Origin of the sequence: Streptomyces sp. NRRL F-5727 (assembly GCF_000719555.1) — a bacterium.
GTDB lineage: Bacteria > Actinomycetota > Actinomycetes > Streptomycetales > Streptomycetaceae > Streptomyces.
Map to the genome: position 1 here is coordinate 1 of NZ_JOGX01000015.1, position 19,989 is coordinate 19,989.

Genomic DNA, 19,989 nt, shown 5'->3' on the forward strand with positions numbered 1-19,989 from the left:
GGTTCACGGGGGACGGGGGCACGGGCACGGGCGGGGGCGGGGGCGTGGTCGCGTACGGGTTCGGGACCGGGTGCTGGTGCGGCTGCGGCTGCGGCTGCGGGGCCTGCGGCGCGTACGGGCTCGGGACGGTGACGGCCGTCGCCGGGTTCACCGGCGGGTACCCGTACGCGGGCGCGTGCGGCTGCGGGACCGGGGGGAGGGCCGTGGCCGGGGCCGGGGCGTGGTGGTGGCGGGTGTCGACGATGAGGTAGTAGCAGACCACCGCGAGCATCTGGACGAGCAGCACGATCATGCCGGCGGTGTTCATCCACGTGTCGGCGAAGCGCTGTTCCAGCGGGACCACGCAGGCGACGTTGAGGACGAGGTGGGCCCAGAAGAGGGCCCAGTCCCGTCCCGTACGGCGCATGATCGCGATCCGGAGCATCGCGACCCAGGCGAGGAAGCCGAGGGAGACGACGACGAGGACGGTGAGGAGCACGCGGACCGCGATGGCCCCGGCGGACGAGCCGCCCGGTCTCGGCGCGGGAGCGGGCGACGGTCCGTACATGCGTGTTCCCCCCAGGAAGCTGATCAGGCTTCGAGGGTAAGGGACCGGGCGGGGGCCGTCACCCGCCCCGGGCAGGTCGTCACGCGGGCCCGGCCGGGTCGCCGCCCGGGGCCGGGCGGGGGGCGTCAGCCGGACCGGACGCTCCCGTCGGCGAGGCCGTCGTAGAGGCCCTGGACGAGCTGTTCGCCCAGCCGCGCGGCGAGTCGCAGCGCCTCCTCGAAGTCGGCGAGGGCGCGGTACTGGACGCCGTGCCGGCGCTGGTCCGCGAGCGGGAGCCGGGGCAGCTGGAGGCGGCGGACGTCGAGCCGGGTGGCGGTCGAAGCGAAGCTGCTGGCCTGCCGGTTGTTGGCGGTGCCGCGCAGGAAGCCGGCGAGGAACCAGGGGTCGAGGGCGTCGGGGTCGGGGCGGAGCAGCTGGAGGCTGCGGCCGAGGGCGGCGCCGGCGGTGGCGGCGTCGACGACGCGGGCGGCGGGGCCGCCGCCGAGGACGGGCACGACCACGTCGCCCTCGCGGACGAGGACCGGGTCCTCGGTCTGCCCGTCGGCGGCCTCGGGGAGGGTGCCGGAGGGGGCGGCGCCGGTGAGGACGTCGTGCTCGGTGAGGACGGGGACCTCGCGGCCCGCGAGGGCGGTGCCCTGGCCGCCGGTGCGGAGCTGGAGGGCGCCGGTGCGGGCCAGTTCGCCGACGGTGGTGAGCGGCCGGGGCGCGGGGCGGGCCGGTTCGGGGGCCGGGGCGAGGGCGCGGGTGCGGACGAGGGTGGCGTCCAGGCGCTCGCGGACGGCGGCGAGGTCGGTGGCGGAGCCGCCCGCGTCGGGGGCGGTGAGGTAGCGGGCGGGGGCGAGGTCGACCTCGTCGTCGAGGAGGTCGATGACCGGGACCGCGCGGGCGAGGGTGTCGTCGGCGGCGCGGCCCGCCCAGGCGTCGAGGACCGCGTTCTGCAGGGCCGTCCACGGCAGCTTGTCGCGGCCCGCGTCGGGGACGAGCCCGGCGGTGTCGACGAAGAGGGTCTCGGCCGGGGGGCGGCGGTCGGCGGCGGGGCGGACCAGGACCCAGAGGTGGAGCGGGATGCCGTACGGGGGCGCGGCGCCGGCCGGGAGGGCGACGACGGCCCGCAGGGCGCCGCGGCGCAGCAGGTCGGCGCGGATGCGGCGGCCGGAGCGGCGGGAGGCGACGGCGGGGGGCATGAGGAGGACGGCTGTGCCGCCGTCGCGGAGCCGGGCCAGGGCGTGCTGGACCCAGGCGAGCTCGGACTCGGTGCGGGCGGGGAAGCCGTACTCCCAGCGGGGGTCGTAGGCGAGTTCGTCGTGGCCCCAGGCGCGCTCGTTGAACGGCGGGTGGGCGAGGACGGTGTCGGCGCGCAGGGCGGGGAAGGCGTCGGCGCGGAGGGTGTCGCCGGCGGCGGAGCGGATGTCGGCGTCGCCGTGCAGGGCGAGGCGGAGGGCGGAGAGCGCGGCCAGCTCGGGGTCGGCGTCCTGGACGGCGAGTTCGGCGGGGCGGGCGGCGGCACGGAGCAGGCCCCCGGTGCCGGAGGCGGGGTCGAGGAAGACGGTCGCGGGCGGGTCGCCGGCGTCGGCGGTCGCGGCGGCGGCGAGGGTGGCCATCAGCTCGGCGAGCGGCGGCGGGGTGAGCGTGTACTGCCGGGGGTTGGCGTCCAGGTGGCGGCCGAGGAGGAACTCGAAGCACTGGCGGGGTCCGCCGAGCTCGGCGGCGAGCTCGACGGCGGCGCGCAGCAGCGGGGCGGCGGGCGCGAGTTCGGCGGCGGTGGGGGTGGAGACGGCCCGCGGGATGCCGAAGCGGACGGTGAGGACCTCTTCGAGGGCGCCGGGCAGGGCCTCGGTGAAGCGCGGGTCGGGGAGGGCGGCGAGCGCGGCGAGGCCGGGGGGCCGCTCGCGCAGGAGGAGCAGGACCGCGCCGGTGTGGACGAGGCCGGCGACCGTGCCGGCGGGGTGGCCGGCGAGCTGCTGCCAGACGCGCTCGCGGAGCGGGACCTCGGCGAGCTTGCCCTGCTCGCGGAGCCACTGCTCGACCTCGGCGAGGGAGAAGGAGGGGCTGGTGTCGGTGCCGCCCACGGGCTTGGGGAAGTCGGCGTGGCGGCGGCGCCAGTTGCTGACGGCGGCCCGGCCGACGCCCGCGAGCCGGGCGATGCCTGCGGCGGTGACCTCTGTAGCGCTGTCCTCGGGCACCTGCACCCTCCGTCCGTCCTGTGGGGAACACCGAGCACACCGAGCATACCGAGGAACCCCGTTCACGGTGTGAGCCGAGACGAAACCTGTGAACGAGGTTGACTCGGTTCACAAGCTCTGCTGTGATTACGTCATCGAAGCACGGAGTCCACACAGGAATCCCCTCGACACCTGAAAGGTGTTCACAGCCATGTCGAAGTCGCAGACGCAGCAGCGCAACTGGTTCGCCCGCCACAAGATCCTCACCGCGGCCGGCGCGATCGTGGTCGTCGTCGCCATCGGCGCGGCGATGGGCGGGGGCGGCGAGGACACGAAGACCCCCGAGGCGAAGTCCTCCGCCCCGGCGGCCTCCGGTTCGAAGGACTCGGCCGGGGCCTCCGCCTCCGAGGCCCCCGCCCCGGAGAAGCCGAAGGCCGTCACCATCGACGGCGACGGCGACTTCGAGGTCGGCTCCGACGTGAAGCCCGGCCTCTACCGCTCGACGGGCAACAAGGACGCCGAGTGCTACTGGGAGCGCGCCAAGGACGCGAGCGGCGAGGTCGACTCGATCCTCGCCAACGACAACGTGACCGGCACGGCCTACGTCGAGATCAAGGCGTCCGACAAGCTCTTCACGTCCACGAGCTGCGGCACCTGGGAGGCCGTCGACCCCAAGGCCGCCGGCACCCCCTCCGGCACCACCGTCAAGGGCTCCGCCGGCACGCTCAAGGTCGGCGTCGACATCGCCCCCGGCACCTACAAGTCCACCGGCAACAAGGACGCCGAGTGCTACTGGGAGCGCGCGAAGGACGCGAGCCACGGCGTCGACTCGATCCTGGCGAACGACAACGTGACGGGCACCGCGGTCGTCAAGATCACCGCGAAGGACGCCTACTTCAAGACGGCGGGCTGCGGCGACTGGACGAAGACGGGCTGACGGCGGCCCCGGGGAGCCCGTCGACGACGGGAGGCACCCGGGCCCCGCGATAGCGTGCCCGTGCACCGGCGCGGACCTGCGGGAGGACGAACGATGGCGCTGACCCTGACAGAGGCGGTCGCCCAGCTGGAGGACAAGGCTTCGGCGAAGCGTCGTGCGGCCGCGAAACGACTGGGCGCACTGGCCGACGCGACCGCGGGACCCGCCCTGCTCGACGCACTCCGCCGCGAGGTGGGCAGGCGTCGGACGTGGGAGACCCAGTACGAGATGATCATGGCGCTCGGGCTGTGCGGTCACCTCCCCGCCGCCGGCTTCCTGGCTGAACTGGCCGGGCGTCCCACCGAGGACGACGCCGTCCACCTGGCCCTGGGTGACGCCATCGTGCGCCTGCGAAGCCCCGAGGAGGGTTTCGCGGCTCCTCTGGAGTGGTGTCTGGACCAGGGGGATCCCTCACTGGCCGACGGCGCCCTGCGCGCCGTCGCCGCCTTGGGCGGAGTTCCCGACGGCAGGACCGTCGACCGGGTCCTCGACTTCCTTGAGCCGCTGGATCCCTACGACGGGCTGCGCTACTGGGCCGCGGTCGCGGCCGCGGGCTGGCCCGGTGAGCGGGTCCGCGCGTTCCTGGAGGCGTGCGCGGCCGGCCCTCGGGCAGATGTGGCCGACGCCGCGGCCACAGCACTGGGGGGCCGGTGACCCCGGACCTGTGGATCAGGCCCTGAGTCACCGGCCCCCCGGTACCTCACACGTCAGGCGATCCCCTCCCACCAGGAGAGGGGCTCGCCCTGCTCATCGAATACGTTTCCGTATTCCCATTCCACTCCCTCTTCGGGGAGCTCGGCCAGCACCGCCTCGATCGCAGGGAAGCCGACCTCGATAGGGAAGGTCAGGACGACGAGCGTTTCCAGCTCGCCATCGACCCGACCGCCGATGCCCACCGCTCTGCGCTTGAGGGACGCGACGGCCTCGTCCGGGATGCCGCTGTGGAACACCTGGACCGCGACGTTCCCGCCTCTCGCGACGACCTCCGCGTTCTTGGCGCCCTCGTCATAGGCGATCACGTCACCGGCCGCGATCCCCCGGAAGAACCCGGGGGACAGCCGGACGAGGTAGTGGCCGTCATTCATCGGGGTGACCGCGACGACTTCGTCGGCAGTGGCTCCCTGCTGGGACTCGACCGTGAGCCGAATCCCGGTGAAGCCGTCGCCGTCAGTCCCATCTCTTGAAACCGGCACCGCAGCCTCCCCTCTCCGCACATGACTTGCCCTTGGTCGGAGCCCCTCGATTCTGGGCACTGCTGTTGCACGCCGCGCCCTCGATGCAGAGGTTCTCCGGTTCCAGATTGCCACCCTTGCTCCGGGCGACGTTGACATGGCCGATCTGGACGTTGTCCGCGTTGGTGGTGGTCATGCCGCAGCGCCAGCACTGCAGCACACCGCCGCCCTCGGCCTGGGCCTTGGCGACCATGGCGTCCCGGATCGAACTGGGGACGGTCTTCTTCGCCGTCGCCCCGCCACGGCTCGCGGCCATCTGCCGCGGCGAAGCGGTCTCGCCGTCCCGCAGCACGAAGAGCGGGAGCTGGCAGAACTCCGGCGGGCCCGCGTTGTCGTTGTGGACCAGGATGGCGATCGAACCGGCCAGAACGAAGTACGTGTGCAGGCCCTCGATGCTCAGGTCGTACGTGGTCCGCTGGGCCTCGTACGACTTGACCTCGACGATTGCCGTCGGGGCGCCCTCGCCGTTCTGGAGCTTCTGGCCGACCTGGAGGTCGCCCGCCTGCGTCCAGGCGTTGCGGGTGGACTCGTAGAACTGGTGGTGCTCGGTGGTCTGGATCGTCTTCCGGCCGGACTTCGTCGCGATGGTGACATCGACGTAGTCACGGTCGGTCTTGGTGACGATCACCTGCTTGACCTCGTGGACCTCCTTGGTCTTCTTGCCGGGCTCGGCCGTGAGGACCTTGTCGCCCGCCTTGACCTCGGAGATCTTCTTGGTCGTGCCGTCGGCCATGAGGACCGGCGTCGCGGCGGTGAAGCTGTGCGGCGTGCTGCCGCGACGGACCGGGCAACCACCGCCGCCCGAGCCGCCGTCCGGCTCCGGAGACGACTTCGTCTTCGGGCCGTTGCCCTTGCCCTTCGAGCCGAACGCGCCGCCCATGACCGCGCCGATCGTCGCCGCCTTCGCGGCTCCGGCGACCGAGCAGCCCTCCTCGCTGTTCACACAGGAGGTGCCGTACTCGACGGCCCCGGTGAGGGCCTCCTCGCCGGCGTTCTCGGCGACACCGGTCGCGATCTTGCCCGCCGTGCCGGAGAGCAGCTTGCCCGCGGCGCTCGCCGCGAGACGGCCGCCGACGCCGCCGGCCGCACCGGTCACGGCGCCGATGGCGACCGCGCCGAGGAAACCGCCGACCGACTTCGGGCCGTCGCTCATCATGTAGCCGACGCCGTTGGCCGCCGCGCCCGCGAGGGCGGCGCAGCCGACGGCACCCACACCGGCCGTGATCGCGGTGCAGCCCGCGAAGACGGCGATGCCGGTGGCCACCGAGGCGATGGTCGAGGCGTGTTGCTTGACGAAGTTGGCTGTCGCCTTCGCCGCCTTCTTGACGGCCCGGCCCACCTTCTTGGCTGCCTTGACCACCTTCTTGGCGACGTGCTTGACGGCCTTGGCGACCTTACGGACCGCCTTCTTGACGTGCTTGACGACCTTGTGGGCGACACGCTTCACGCGCTTGTAGACGCGTTTGACGTATCTCTTCACCTTCCTGACGCTGTCGGCGACGTACCGGACGGCCTTCCGCACCGCCCGCTTGGCCCGCTTCACCGCCTTCTTGACGGCCCGCTTGACCTTCTTGGCGGCCTTCTTGACGACCTTGGCGACCTTCTTGACGGCCTTCTTGACCTTCTTGTAGGCCGACTTGACGGTCTTCTTGACCTTCTTCTTGACCTTCTTGACGATCTTGTCGGCCCAGTCCGGCCAGTGGCCGGTCGGGTCCATGCCCGTCATCGGGTTGCCGTCCGCGTACGCGTACCGGTTCGCCGAGATCGAGCTGGGGATCCCGTCGAGGCCGACGGTGTCGCGGCTGTTGAACTGGCCGGTCTCCGGCGAGTACCAGCGCGCGGCCATGTTGACCTTGGCCGTGGCCGGGTCGGTCCAGCCGGACTGGTAGCCGAGCGCGCCCACCGCTCCGGAGGTCTGGAGGACCTTGCCGAAGGGCGAGTACGTCGTCGAACCGGTGAGCGCTTCGCCCGTGGTGGTGAACTGCGCCACCACGTCGGTGTGCAGGTCCGTGAGGGCCAGCACCGCCGAGGCCGCCGTCTTCACGCCGACCAGGCTGCCCGCCGCGTCGCGGCTGTAGGACGTCACGCCGTCCGAGGCCACGTCGTTGCCGGCACCGGAGTACTGGAACGAGTAGAGCGCGCTGCCCGTCTCGTCCTTGGCGTTCAGGACCCGGTCGAGTCCGTCGTAGGTGTAGGTGCGGTTTCCTTCCTGGATGACCCGGTTGAAGGCGTCCACCTTCATGTTGGTGACGCGGCTGGCCTCGTCCGTCACCGAGCTCAGCGTGCCGCGCGCGGTGTACGTGTACGTGCTGTGGCCGTCAGACGTGAGCCGGTTCCGGGCGTCGTAGGTGTAGGTGTCGCCACCCACCCGGGTCCGGTTGCCGGACGCGTCGTAGCCGTAGACCTCCGTCGTCGTCCCGTTGTTCCAGGACGCCAGGCGGTCGGCCCAGTCGTACGTGTACGTGTTGGCCGTCGAGCCGGTGAGCCCCGTCGTCGTCTTCGACGTCAGGTTGTCGTTCTCGTCCCACCCGTAGGTGAAGGACGCGAGCGTCTTGCCCGTCGGCGAGGTCAGCGTGTCGCTGACCGGGCGCTCCAGCTTGTCGTACCCGAAGGTGCGCTTCGCCTTGCCCGTGCCGTAGTCGATCGACGTGACGTTGCTGTTGATGTCGTAGCCGTACGTCGCCGTCGAACCGGTGGCACCGTCGTTCAGCGTCCTGAGGCGCCCGGCGGTGTCGTAGCCGAAGGTCGACGTGCCCGCGGCGTCCGTGCGGGAGGTCATCCCGCCGTCGCCGTCGTACGCGAAGGACGAGGCGCCCGAGGGGCCGTTGGCCGTCAGCAGCAGACCGCGGTCGTCGTAGGAGAAGGTGTTCTTCTCCGTGCCGAGCCCCGCGACCTCCGTGATCCGGTCGTCGGCGTCGTAGCTGTACGTGTGGTCGGCCGTGGCGGCCTCCGCACCCGTACCCGACTGGCGGACCAGCCGGCTCTTCACGTCGTACTCGAAGGAGATCGTGACCCCGCCCGGGGAACGCGACTCCTTGATCCGGCCGGCGCCGTCGTAGACGGCCGTGAACGTCCGGTCCGCGAGGTTCGGATGCGTCGGCGTCGACGGCTCGATCTGGTTCTCCGGCAGACCCCACGTGTTGTACGTCGTCAGGAACGGGTTGCCCCGTCCGTCGGTGAAGCGGGTCTGGTTGCCCGCCGCGTCGTACCCGTAGGTCGTGGTGATCGACTCGGTCGCGGAGACCGGCTCGACCACCTTGGTGATCAGACCCGAGGAGTCGTACGTGAAGGTCTTGGTGTGACCGCGGTGATCGGTCGCCGAGACCATGTTCCCGGCCCGGTCGTAACCGGTCCGGGCCGTGCGCAGCACGGCACCCGTCTCGTCCAGGTCCTCCGTCTTCACCAGCTGGCCGAAGCCGTCGTACGTGTTGCGGGTGCTGGTGCCGTCGGGCTCGGTGGCCGTGAGCGGCTGTCCGTCCATGTCGTAGGTGAAGCGCGAGACCTTGCCCGCGCCGTCGGTCACCTCGGTGACCTCACCCACGGCGTTGTACTTGTACGACTCCGAGACGCCCTGCGGCGAGACGACGCGGGACAGCTCGCCGCCCGGCGCGTTGTACTCGTTGATCGCCGTGTAGGCCCGCTGCGTGGGCTGGCGCACGATGTCCGTGCTGGTCAGCTCGCGGCCCAGGTAGTCGTAGGTCGACTCCTGGCGGGCGCCGTTCGGCCGGGTGGCCGACAGCTGGTCGCCGTTGGCGTCGTACGTGTACCGCGTCGTACCGCCACCGGGCTCGGTGACCGAGGCCAGGTCGCCCAGCTGCGTGTACGTGTACGTGGTGCGGTTGCCGAGCGGGTCGACCTCGGCCGTGACCTGCCCGAGCTTGTTGTACTCGTTGTAGGACGTGGCCCGGATCGGCGTGGTGGCGCCCGGTGCCAGGTACTCCGGCGTGGTGGTCGAGGACTCCTGTCCCTCGGCGTCGTACGCCGTGGTGACCACGTTGCCGAGCGGGTCCGAGGACTCGGTCGGCTCACCGAAGGTGTTGTACCCGGTCATCGTCACCGGGCGGACCGAGACCGGCGTCCCGCCGTTCTGCTCCGCCATCACGGCCGGCTCGGTGACCGAGGTCTGCTGGCCGATCTCGTCGTAGCCGTAGTCGGTGACGTTGCCCGCGGTGTCCGTCTGGGACACCGGCAGACCGCGCTGGTCCAGCTTCCACGAGGTGGTGCGGACCGTGGAGCCCGCGGCCGGCAGGGTGCCGCCCTTGACGGCGGAGACCTGCGCGGCGGTCAGCGCCTCGGAGTAGACCTGGACGTCGTCCAGGCCGCCGAGGTGGTTCTCGCCGTACGCGCCCTTGTACCAGCGGCGGCCGAGCTGGAGCGGTCCGGTGGCCTCCCACGGCGTGCCGAAGGTGGCGGCCGTGCCGCTCTCGACGCCGTTCACGTACAGGCGGAGCTTGGCGTTCGCCTGGTCGTAGACGCCGACGAGGTGGGTCCAGGTGTTGGCGGTGACGGCGGCGGTGCCCGACGAGACCCGCACGATGGCCGGGTCGTAGGTGTCGGTGGCGTGCCGGTTGAAGGTCCAGCCGTAGGCCGTCGAGTAGTACAGCTGGAAGCCGGAGGCTTCCTTGCCGTCCTGCGCGACGAAGGTCCGGTTGGCCGTCGTGGAGCCCAGCTTGACCCAGGCGGAGACCGTGAAGCTGCCGTTGGTGTTCACCACCGGGCCGGTGGTCTGCGCCCACGACTCGGCGTTGCCGTCGAAGACGGCGCTGCCGCCCCGGTCGGTGTTCCAGTGCATGCCGGTGCCGTGGCTGCCGGTGTTGTTGGCGCCGGAGGAGTCCGCGAGGCCGAAGCCGGTGGTCTCGTCCAGCTTGTAGCGGGCCACCGGGGCCGTGGTGCCGTCGTGGACGGTGGTGCCGGTGACGTTGCCCAGGGCGTCGTACCGGGTGTCCGTGGTGGACACGTCACCCGTCGCCGGGTCGCGGTCCGTCTCGGTCACCACGTTGTCGTCCGGGTCGTAGCCGGTCTGCGTGGTGCGGGCGAGGCCGCCCGGGTCGAGGACCTCGGAGACGGTGCGGTCGGCCGCGTCCACCGTGAAGGTGGTGCGGGTCTGCCCGTCGTTGGTGATCTGCTCGATCAGGTTGCCGGCGGCGTCGTAGGTGTTCGCCTGCTCCGTGAAGGACTTGCCGGTCGCGGGGTCCTTGCGGACCACGGTGGCCGACAGGCCGTCGTCGGTGTAGGTGTACGCCGTCTGCCAGCCCATCGGGTCGGTGATCGACGCGAGGCGGCCGGCCGGGTCGTAGGCCCGGGACTCCTGGACCAGCGTCGTCGGGGCCGTCGGGTTGAACGGGTCGCCGGTGTAGTTCAGCAGGTTGGTGGTGAGCGGTCGCTGCTCGCCGTCGAAGGTGTAGGTGTTGACCGTCCCCATGGGGTCGGTCTCCTTCACCTTGTTGCCGTAGACGTCGTACTCGAACGACGTGGTGTCGCCGCCCGGGTCCGTCCGGCTCGCCAGCTGGTTGTGCGCGTCGTACGTCATGGACGTGACGCGGGCCGCGTCACCGCCGGTGAGGTCCTCGACCGACTGCGACAGGATGTTGCCGTCGGGGTCGTAGGCGGTGGTGGTCCTCGCCTGGTGCTTGGCGCCGGTGACCCGGTTGGTGACCGCCGGGGTGGTCTCGGTGAGGACCTGGTCGTTCTTGTCGTACGTCTGGGTCGTGACGAGACCGGCCGGGTTCGCGTCCGAGATCTCCTTCTTGGAGATCTCGCGGCCCAGGTTGTCGTACGTGTACTCGACCTTGGCGCCGTTGGCGTCGGTGATCCGGGCCAGGTCGCCGTTGGCGTAGTAGGTGTACGTGGTCTTCCGGCCGCCCGGCGTCACGACCTGTGCCACGAGGCCCGCCGGCGCGACCGCCGTGCCGCCCTCCGCCGCCGGGGTGGTGGCGGTGGTGTACGTGGTCGTCGCGGTGCGGCCGTTCGGGTGCCCGGCCACCGGGGGCGTGGTCACCGACAGCAGGTTGCCGCCGGTGTCGTAGCTGTAGCTGGTCAGGTACGCGTTGTCCGTCGGGCCCGAGGAACGGCCGTCGCGCTCGGTGAGGAGCAGGTCGTTGCGCAGGTCCATCGGCGGGAAGGCCGTGGTCGCGTCCGGGTAGTAGGTGAAGTACTCCGTCGAGCACTTGTTGGCCGCGGTGTTCTGGCAGGTGGTCTGGGAGACCGCGTTGCCGCGCACGTCGTGGCCGGTGATCGAGCGGTTGCCGTTGGCGTCCGTGACGGTGTGCAGGAAGCCGCCGGTGTCGTACCCGTAGGTGGTGCGGGCGCCCTCGGTGTCGATCGCGGCGAGCAGGCGGTTGCCCATCTCGGCGTCGTACACGTAGGTGAGGGTCTTGTCCGTCGGGTCGGTGAGCTTGACCGTCTTGACCGGGGCGATGCCGGAGGACGCCTTGTAGGCCGACCAGTGCGCCGCCACGTCCGCGTCGGTCAGGCCCTTGGCGTGGACCGCGACCTCGGCGAGGGAGCCGGTGAAGTAGGAGACGTCGCCCGGCGAGCTGTACCACTTGGAGAAGCCGGCGCCGATGAACGTCCGGGACGTCGTCTGGTCGTTCGGCGCTCCGGTGCAGGATTCCTGCTTGACGCCGTCCAGGTACAGCGTCTGGGTGGTGCCCGCGGCCGACAGCACGGCGTGGTGCCACTTGTCGTCGGTCACGGTGCCCTTGGAGCCGATGGTGGCGGTTCCGTTGCAGGTGCTCGACCACCAGTGGCCGTGCAGCTTGTTGTCGGCACCGACGTAGAGCAGGTCGCTCCAGCTGCCGGTGACGCCGCCCGGGTTGTTCGGGGCGACGCTCTGGTCGCTCATGATCACGCCGGGTTCGGCGGTCTTGAACCAGAGCTCGACCGAGCGGTCGGCCTTGGCGTGCAGCGGCCCGTACGGGAGTTCCGCGAAGGAGGTCGACCCGTCGAAGGTCGCCGCGCTCGCGTCACCGGGGCCGAAGGGACCCTCGGTGCCCTGGATGACGTTGTTGTACGTGCCGAATCCGGTGTTCACCTGGTTCGCGGCCTGCGCCGCGCCCTGGGTGTCGTCCAGCCGCCAGTAGCCGGCCGGGGCGGAGCCCATGACGGCGGAGCGGTAGACCTGGGACGAGCCGGTGATGGTCGGCGGGTTGAGCTTCCAGGTGCCGCCGTTGCCGTCGGTGGCCTGGAGGACGCGGTCATCGGTGGTGTCGTAGACGACCGACGCCTGGGTCTTCAGGTTGGGCGTGGTGATCTTCTGGAGCAGTCCGGCGGACCGCTTGGCGGCCTGGTACTGCGCCCCGATCACCTCGGCCGACAGCGGCTCGGCGAAGATCGCGACCTCGGCCAGCTGCCCGGCGTAGTGGCCGAGCTGGTCATTGGCGTTCATCGCCGGCCAGCCGCGGTTGTTCACACCGGCGCCGAAAGCGATGTAGGGGGTGTCCCAGTCCTTGATCTCACCGGCCTTGCTGCCCTGCGCGACACCGTCCAGGTAGAGCGTCTGGGTGCTGCCCGCACCCGTCAGCACCGCCTGGTGCCACTGGCCGTCGTTGACCGATGCGGCGGAGGTGATGGTGGTACCGCAGGCGCCCGTCGCCAGGCAGCCGCGCAGCTTGCCGTCGGTGCCGACGTACAGCGCCGGCGTGTTCTTGACGGTGTTGGCGACCGGGTCCGGGTCGCTCAGCGGCTTGTCACCGTAGTAGTAGAGGACACCGCCGGCCTGGGTGGTCTTGAACCACAGGGAGACCGTCGTGTACGAGGGCGTGGCGCCCGGCGCGACCGGCATCTCGACGTACGAGGTGGTGCCGTTGAACGTGGCCGTCTTCTGCGTGGAGCCGGCCAGCACGGAGGTGCCACCCAGCGTCACGTTCTTGTACAGGCCGTTGTACTGGCCCTGGTTGGCGTCGAGGGCGTCCTTCGCCACCGTGCCGGAGGTCTCGCCGAGCCGCCAGTACGCGAACGGGTCGGCGTCCAGGACCGTGGTGCGGTAGTGGTTGCCGGTCGCGTAGCTGTACGTGGTGCACTTCGACCAGTCGGCCGGCGGGCACACCTTGGTGAGCTGGTCACCGGTGTGGCTGTACTGCCAGGTCTGGACCGAGTTCGCGTCGCCGACCGTGGACGGGTCGGTGTAGACGGTCTGGACGTGCCAGGCGGTCGCGCCGGCGGGCTGGTACCAGGTGAGGCCCAGGTTCCGCTTGGACGTGACGTTGGTGATCTTCGTCAGACGCTTGTTCGCGTCGTAGGTGAAGGTCTCCGTGCGGCCCGCGTAGTCCTTGATGGTGCTCAGCGCGTAGGTGCCGGTCGTCGCGGTCGCCTGCTTGAAGGCGTACTCCGTGAAGTCCTTGTCCGTGAGCGTGTAGCCGCCGGTGACCGCCGCGAGGCGGGCGTAGCGGCCGAGCGGGGGCACGAAGGTGCCGTCGGAGTTGCGGCCGAAGGCGACCTGCTCACCACCCGGGTAGGTGATGATCACGCTGGTGAGCGCCCCGGTGCCGTCCTTGACCTCGACGGCCTTCATGTCGGCGATCGTCGACCAGCCGGCGCCGAACGCGGAGTCCACGCGCGGGTCGAGGCTGTTGTAGGAGCGGTCGATCTCCAGCGACGGACCGATGACCGGCACGTCGGCGTCGGTGTCCTCGGTCGTGTAGTTGCCGTCGGAGGGGTCGAACTCGTGGCCGTCGGTGTTCATCGACAGGCCGGAGGTGACCGGCGGCTGCGGCACGGCGGTGATGAAGCGGCTGCCCTCCACGACCGCGGAGGTGCCGTCACTGACCTCCGCGTACCAGTCGTAGCTCTCCGCCCACTTCAGCTTGCCGGCGGGCACCTTCCAGCTGTTCCTGGCGATCGAGCCGGAGGTCGCCACCAGGGCGCCGGCGTCGTCGTAGACCTCGAAGGTGTACGCGAGCGGGTTCGGGCCGTTGTCGGCGTCGCTGGCGTAGACCAGCAGCTCCGGCTGGAGCGTGTTGGCCTGGAAGTTGGCCGGCGGGTACTGGGCGTTGATCTGCGGCGCCGAGTTCGGCGTGTAGGTCAGGACCAGGGCCGGGCGGAAGCCGGCGGTCGCCGAGTTGTCCGAGTGGAACTTCTTCCAGTGCAGGTTGTCACCGGTCGGCGCGGTGAGCGCGAGGCCGTAGTTGGCCGCGCCTCCGGCGACGTTGTTGAACCAGGTGGTCGACAGCGTCACCGGCATCTTGACGCCGACGCTCGCGGAGCCCGAGGTGTTGGAGCAGGAGGCTCCGGGCGCCGGGGTGGCCGAGCCGATCGCCGCGCCGTAGGACGGTCCGGGGTAGGACGTGACGCCGGACGGCGTCCACGACTGGGTGACCGGGTGGACCGAGAACGACTGGGCGGAGCAGGTCGAGGACCACAGGGCGTACACGTTCAGGCTGGCGGCGGTGACCCGCTGCCCGGCGAGCGTGGTGCCCAGGGTGCTGAACTGCAGGAACGAGTTGGTCTTGTTCGTGCCCGCGTCGTACGAGCCGACCTTGATCTGGGTCTCGGTGGAGTGGTCCCCGCCGATGGTGTTCTGCGTGTACGTCGAGTTCGACGCGGTGATGGTCGGGTCGACGGTCACCGGGTAGACGCGCGCCGGGTCGTCGAGCCAGGCGCGGTCGGCGGTCATCCGCAGGGCGGGCTGACCGTCGGCCTTGCCGTCGACGGTGGTGAGCTCGTAGGTGACGTTCCGCGACTGGGCGGCGTCGCCGGAGCGCGGGTCGACCTTGGAGTCCTCCATGTACGCGTGCGGGATGGTCGCGGTGACCTTCCCGTCGGCGTCGGTGAACTCGACGTCGCCGTCGGCTGCGACGCGCGGGGTGAGGCCCTTCACGTCGAGCGGGAAGGTCCAGGAGTTCGCGGCCTGCGGGGAGCGCAGGACGACGTTCTCCTTGAAGCCCTCGGCGAGCGGCACGAGCTGCACGTCGGTGTCGGGGAGGACCCCGGCGTAGGTGACGGTGCCGGTCTTCTCGTCGACGACGGGCGCGGTCTTCGCCGCGTCCCGCAGGGCGTAGGCCAGGGTGCGGCCCTTGCCGAAGTCGACGGAGGCGAGGGCCTTGTCGGCGGCGGTCGGCGCGAACTCGACGTCGAGGGAGTTGGCCGTCTGCTGGAGGCGGCCGTCCTTGTCCTCGGTCAGGCTCGTGTCGATCGGCTTCCAGGTGCCGTCGGCGGCCTTGAAGTTGGTCCGGCCGGTGTAGTGGCGGACGCTGGTGGAGCCGTCGGCGTTGACGTAGAAGTCCGAGGTGGCCGTGGACTTCTTGGCGTCCCGCTTGCTGGTGCGCTCGTCGAAGCTCTTGGCGTTGCCCGGCGCCTCGCCGGTGCGGACCTCGGCGGGGTCGTCGGTCTCGCGCTGGAACGGCGCGAGCTCGCCCTTGCCCTTGCCGGGCTTGCGCCCGACGCCGCCTTCGGCGCTGGTGGCGTCGGCGGACGCCTTGTGGCTCTTGCCGCGGGCGGTGCCGCCCTGCTGGTCGGGGGTGTCGAGGGGATCGTCGTTCTTCAGCCACTTCCACAGGCCCGAGAGGGATATCTCGGGCATGCGCACCGGTTCGAGGACGGCTCCGGTGGCCATCGCCGTCTCGGTGGTGAGCATGAGGAAGAACGCTATGAGCGTGGAAAGAGCCGTAGCCCTCAACCTGCGTCTGCCAGTTCGGCCTGGCGGAAAGAGGCGAGGGCCACGGACCCGGCGTGTCTTCATGGGTCGGCCTTTACTTAAGCGTTGCTTACAAAGCCTCGCGAGCCTTCCCGATGGCCGATCGCGCCCGTGATCCAGGGGTACCTTTTTTACTTTGCCTTTAGAAAGCGGAGGGGGAACATCCGGTAGGCCCGGATCCGTCCCCTCCGCCGCCTTCGCCCCGAACGGTCACTTCTCCCGGGCCAGCCGCGCCACGACCGCCTCGACCTCGCCGCCGGCCTTCTCGCCGGCCGCGATCCGCGTCACGTTCCCCGGCAGCTCACCGGCGCCGGAGCCCTCGTCGACCACGACGAACCGGACACCGCCGTTCTTCGCCGCGGCCTCCGTCGCCGCCGCCACCTGGGCCGGGCCCGAGGCCACGACGATCTCGCAGTCGCGCTGCACCAGCCCGTTGACGAACGGGCGCGCGTTCGCCGCCGTCCGCTCCCCCATCACCGGCACGTACGTCACCCGCACCCGCCCGTCCGCGGACGCGCGCTGCATGCCCTCCCACAGGGGCGCGGCGGGGGCGCCCGACACGATGCCCCGCTCGTCCGTCAGGAGGCAGGCGTCCCGGTCCGCGTAGGCCCGGGACCGGGTGTCCGGGGGTGTGCCCCCCTCGTCGCCGGCGGCGCCGGAGACCAGCCGGGCCGCGAGCAGTCCGAGCAGCACCACCAGGACCGAGCCGACCGCCCAGCCGGCCCGGCCGCGCAGCATCCCGGCCGCCGCCGCGAGCACGTCGGGCGTGGTGGAGCGGGTCTCCGCCTTCGGGGCGCGGGTGCGCCACGTACGTCTGGTCTTCACGCGGCCCGTCCCTTCCCGCGCGCGAGCAGGACGTGCGCGGCCGCGCCCACCGTGGAGAGGGTGAGCAGCAGCAGGTCGAGGAGGAAGGCGCCGCCCGCGGTGTCGACGGGGGTCAGCGCGATCTGGAAGCACCAGCCGACGGAGACGGCCGTGAACAGGAGCGCGGCCAGCCACTCCGCGCGGGTCCCCCGGTACAGCGCGAGCGCCACCGAGGGCACCCAGCCGAGGACGCCGAGGCTGAGCACCGGCACGGCGGCCAGCGCCGCCCGGGCGGCGAGCCGGGGCGGCCCCTCGCGGCGCGGGACGGCGCCCTTCTCCAGGACGACGGGCTGGTTCACGGGTCGGGACCTCTCAGGCTGGCCGCGCGCGGTTCTTTGCGCGCGCGTACGACAGGGGACGCCGTACGCTACAGCGCCCGTCCTGGAGATCACCCCGCGGGGGCGGTACCTCCGCCCGGGATCACGCGGTCGGGACCGCGTGCCGCACCCACACGTTGGGCTCGACGTAGACCGCGTACCCGCGCGCGGCCTCGCAGTGGACGGGCAGCAGCGCGCCCGGGACCTCCACGGGACCCTCGGTGTCGAAGGGCAGCCCGGTCCACTTCCGCCACTGCTCCAGGGAGCCGGAGACCGTCATGGACGCGGGGGCGACCGCCTCGATCCGGCCACCCGCGCGGACGTGCACGCGCAGCCAGGGGTCGTGCGGCAGCCCGTCGGACTCCCGGGTCCGGAAGGCGTACTCGTGGATGGAGGCCGCGGCCTCCAGGTGCTTGCCGTTGGGCCGGACCGGCGCGACCAGCTCGGAGAAGCCGAGCCGGCGCACGTTGTCCCGCATCGCGGCGAGCATCCGGTGCGAGATCCCGCGCCCCAGGGCGCTGGTGTCGACGGTGATCTCGATGGCGCTCACCGTGTCCGGGACGTGTCCGTGCCGCAGGTCGGAGAAGGCCCACAGCAGCACCTCGTCCCAGCCCCGCTCGGGCAGGGTCCGCCGCCCGTCCGCGTCCAGCCGGAAGGGCACGCTGAAGCCGCGGGCGACGACGGAGCCGTCCGCGTCGGTGGCGACGAGCACGTACTCGGGGAAGTCGCGGACGATCCGGCCCATGTGGGACCAGCCCACCGGGTCGTACATCATGAACTCGGGCCAGAGGTCCTTCATGGACCACATCGGCCCTTCGAGCTCGGGCCGCTCGGCGAGCGTGGTGATCGTCAGTTCCTGGTCCATGCTCCGCAGGTTAGGGGCCTCCTGACAGCGCGCCAACCGATTATCGGACCGGACCGGTCAGCCGCCGCACTGGCCTGCCATCGCCGTCCGGTCCGGGGCGGTCACCGGCAGTTCGTACTTCTCCGCCACCTGGGCGAAGCGGACGGCGTAGGCACAGCGGATCCCCTTCGCCGGCGGCAGCCAGGAGGCCGGACCGGAGTCGCCCTTGGCGGAGTTGGCGCGGCCCTGCACCGGCAGCAGGTTGAGCGGGTCGTTGGCGAGCCGCTTCCGCTTCGCGTCGGACCAGCGGGAGGCGCCCATCTGCCAGGCGTAGGAGAGCGGGACGACGTGGTCGATCTGGACCTCGGCGGCCTTCTGCTTGCGCCAGTCGATGGTGGTGCCGGTGTACGGGTCGTCCAGCGTCATCGCCACGACCACGCAGTCCGAGCCGTCCCGGAAGCGGAGGTCGCGGCCGTCGCGGCGGAGCAGGTCGTTGCGGGTGTCGCAGCCGTTCCGGGCGAACGGCACGCCGTCGGCCTTGTCGAGCCAGGCGTGCCCGAACGCGTCCCGCTCGTAGCCGGTGCGCGGCCCGCGTCCCTTGGTGGCGAGGCCGTCGATGAGGGCGCGGGCGCGGGCCCGCTCGGCCTCCGCCGTCACCGGTGCGAGCCCCGGCCGCGTACCGTCGGGGTTCCGCAGGGGGCTGGTGACCCGGCCGGCGGGGGCGGACCCGCCGGAGGACTCCTGGCCGCCGCCGTCGGGCAGGGTGCACCCGGCGAGCAGGACGAGGCCGGAGAGGACGGCGGCGGGAGCGGCGGCGCGGGGCGGCTTTCGGCGTATCAGCACCCGGGAATCCTAGGCGGAAAAGCGCCGATAGTGATCATTTCATCAGATCTTGCCGATCCCGAGCGTGTTCTCCGAGGGCAGCAGCCCCGAGCCGATCGCGGCGAGCCAGGGCCCGCCGAGGAGCTCCGCGAGCCGGGCGGTGGCGTCCGGGCCGAGCGCGGCCCAGGGCGCGGCGGCGAGTTCGTCGGTGCGCCGCTCGACCTCGGCCCGCAGCTCCCGGCCGGCCGGGGTGGCGGCGCCCTCGGCGTCCACGAGCCCGCGCCCGGCGAGCCGTTCCCGGGCGGCCGCCCACTCCGCCTCGCTCCACCCCCGGCTCGCGAAGACGCTCTCGGGCGCGGCCCCGACGGCGGCGAACGACACCAGCGCCTCGACCGGGTCGAGCCCGGCCGCGAGCAGCGCGGCGACGTGCCCGTCCCCCCGGTGCTCGCGCAGCAGGGTCGCGGCCTGCCAGAGCACCAGGTGCGGCGCGTCGGCCCAGTCGAGCTCGGCGTGGGCGGCGGCGAGCGGCCGCCCGGCGGTGCCGGCGGCCTCGGCGGCGCGGCGGGCGAGCCCGGCGGCCTCGTCGAGCCCGGTCACGTCGAGCAGCCGCCGGTACGTCCGGTCCACGCCCCGCAGCCGCGCGGCGAGCACCGCGCCGGGCGCGGCGGTCTCCCAGGCGGCGGGCACGTACCGGGCGACCATGGCCGGGCTGAAGCTGTAGAAGGCGGCGGCGACCCGGGCGGGTCCGACGGCCCCGAGCGGTGCGGACCGCCAGGCGAAGTAGGCGGGCCAGCGCTCGCCGGTGTCGTAGCCGAGCGCGGCGGCCTCCTCGAACGCCTCGGGGGCGTAGTAGTGCAGGGCGTGCAGCGGTTCGAGCAGGTGCCACATCTGGCGGGTGCGAGCGGTGTCCATGGGGACCTCCGGGACGGCGGTGCGCGAATCCAGCAGGAATCTATCCACTGACAAGATTGCGCGCGCACGGCAGAACTTGTCAATGGCTAGATGCGGGCTAGGCTGGCCCCATGACACCCGGGAACGCGAAGCGGAGCTCGTACCACCACGGCGACCTGCGGCAGGCGGTCCTGTCGGCGGCCCTGGAGGCGATCGCGGCGGACGGCCCCGGCGCCCTGAGCCTGCGCGACCTGGCCCGGCGCGCCGGCGTCTCCCACGCGGCCCCCGCCCACCACTTCGGCGACCGCACGGGCCTGCTGACCGCCATCGCCGCCCAGGGCTTCGGCCTCCTCGCCGACGCCCTGGCGGGCGGCACCACCCTGGCGGACCGGGGCCGGCGCTACGTCCGCTTCGCCGCGGACCATCCGGCCCACTTCCAGGTCATGTTCGCCCCGGACCTGCTCCGCCCCGACGACCCGGAGCTGACGGCGGCCCGCGCCCGCGCCTCCGCCGAACTCCGCGCGGGCGTCGCCGGCCTCCCCGGCGGCGACCCCCGCACCACCGGCATCGCCGCCTGGTCCCTCGCCCACGGCTTCGCCACCCTGTACCTCACGCACAACGTGACGGACGCCGTGGGCTCCCTGCCCCCGGAGGAGTACTTCGACCGCCTGACCGGCCTCCTCACGGGGCCCGAGGACTGA

The 19,989-nt window shown here is 72.0% G+C and carries 12 protein-coding genes; 3 read left to right on the forward strand and 9 right to left on the reverse strand.

Going from position 1 to position 19,989, the window contains the following annotated elements:
* On the reverse strand, nt 1-547 hold a 547-nt coding region (locus IF73_RS38615), incomplete at its 3' end, for a hypothetical protein (protein WP_051716744.1).
* 125 nt (nt 548-672) lie between these two features.
* Nucleotides 673-2,730 carry an N-6 DNA methylase gene (locus tag IF73_RS0113545; protein ID WP_031007176.1) on the reverse strand — a complete coding sequence of 686 codons (2,058 nt, stop codon included), beginning with the start codon at nt 2,728-2,730 and terminating at the stop codon, nt 673-675.
* A 190-nt stretch (nt 2,731-2,920) separates the two neighbouring features.
* On the opposite strand from IF73_RS0113545, the gene IF73_RS0113550 reads away from it, so the two are divergent.
* Entirely contained in the window at nt 2,921-3,646 is a 726-nt protein-coding gene (locus tag IF73_RS0113550) for a hypothetical protein (RefSeq protein WP_051716746.1), read from the forward strand.
* 93 nt (nt 3,647-3,739) lie between these two features.
* Entirely contained in the window at nt 3,740-4,339 is a 600-nt protein-coding gene (locus tag IF73_RS0113555) for a hypothetical protein (RefSeq protein WP_031007181.1), read from the forward strand.
* A gap of 53 nt (nt 4,340-4,392) precedes the next feature.
* Here the strand turns inward: IF73_RS0113555 and IF73_RS0113560 are convergent, their stop codons facing one another.
* The 7 genes from IF73_RS0113560 to IF73_RS0113590 form a co-directional block, all read right to left on the reverse strand.
* Nucleotides 4,393-4,878 (reverse strand): DUF4265 domain-containing protein, encoded by a 486-nt coding sequence (locus IF73_RS0113560; RefSeq protein WP_031007183.1) that lies wholly within the window; start codon nt 4,876-4,878, stop codon nt 4,393-4,395.
* Nucleotides 4,853-15,490 carry a LamG-like jellyroll fold domain-containing protein gene (locus tag IF73_RS0113565; RefSeq protein WP_234338224.1) on the reverse strand — a complete coding sequence of 3,546 codons (10,638 nt, stop codon included), beginning with the start codon at nt 15,488-15,490 and terminating at the stop codon, nt 4,853-4,855. The genes IF73_RS0113560 and IF73_RS0113565 overlap by 26 nt, the downstream gene beginning before the upstream one ends.
* Before the next feature lie 270 nt (nt 15,491-15,760).
* On the reverse strand, nt 15,761-16,375 hold the full coding sequence (locus IF73_RS0113570) for a hypothetical protein (protein WP_031007187.1): 615 nt from the start codon (nt 16,373-16,375) through the stop codon (nt 15,761-15,763).
* Entirely contained in the window at nt 16,372-16,713 is a 342-nt protein-coding gene (locus IF73_RS0113575) for a hypothetical protein (protein ID WP_051716747.1), read from the reverse strand. Before IF73_RS0113575 ends, IF73_RS0113570 begins: the two co-directional genes overlap by 4 nt.
* A 121-nt stretch (nt 16,714-16,834) precedes the next feature.
* Nucleotides 16,835-17,596: a hypothetical protein gene (locus IF73_RS0113580; protein WP_031007191.1), complete on the reverse strand. Its 762-nt coding sequence runs from the start codon at nt 17,594-17,596 to the stop codon at nt 16,835-16,837.
* A gap of 57 nt (nt 17,597-17,653) precedes the next feature.
* Nucleotides 17,654-18,418 (reverse strand): HNH endonuclease family protein, encoded by a 765-nt coding sequence (locus IF73_RS0113585; RefSeq protein WP_051716749.1) that lies wholly within the window; start codon nt 18,416-18,418, stop codon nt 17,654-17,656.
* A 42-nt stretch (nt 18,419-18,460) separates the two neighbouring features.
* Nucleotides 18,461-19,309 carry an SCO6745 family protein gene (locus IF73_RS0113590; RefSeq protein ID WP_031007196.1) on the reverse strand — a complete coding sequence of 283 codons (849 nt, stop codon included), beginning with the start codon at nt 19,307-19,309 and terminating at the stop codon, nt 18,461-18,463.
* A gap of 110 nt (nt 19,310-19,419) precedes the next feature.
* Between IF73_RS0113590 and IF73_RS0113595 the strand changes: the two genes are divergently transcribed.
* Nucleotides 19,420-19,989 carry a TetR/AcrR family transcriptional regulator gene (locus IF73_RS0113595; RefSeq protein ID WP_031007198.1) on the forward strand — a complete coding sequence of 190 codons (570 nt, stop codon included), beginning with the start codon at nt 19,420-19,422 and terminating at the stop codon, nt 19,987-19,989.

Excerpts from the sequence above, each read along its gene's own strand:
- IF73_RS0113590 (WP_031007196.1), bottom strand. The coding sequence starts at position 19,309 with ATGGACACCGCTCGCACCCGCCAGATGTGGCACCTGCTCGAACCGCTG.
- IF73_RS0113565 (WP_234338224.1), bottom strand. The coding sequence starts at position 15,490 with ATGCTCACCACCGAGACGGCGATGGCCACCGGAGCCGTCCTCGAACCG.
- IF73_RS0113555 (WP_031007181.1), top strand. The coding sequence starts at position 3,740 with ATGGCGCTGACCCTGACAGAGGCGGTCGCCCAGCTGGAGGACAAGGCT.
- IF73_RS0113595 (WP_031007198.1), top strand. The coding sequence starts at position 19,420 with ATGACACCCGGGAACGCGAAGCGGAGCTCGTACCACCACGGCGACCTG.
- IF73_RS0113550 (WP_051716746.1), top strand. The coding sequence starts at position 2,921 with ATGTCGAAGTCGCAGACGCAGCAGCGCAACTGGTTCGCCCGCCACAAG.
- IF73_RS0113580 (WP_031007191.1), bottom strand. The coding sequence starts at position 17,596 with ATGGACCAGGAACTGACGATCACCACGCTCGCCGAGCGGCCCGAGCTC.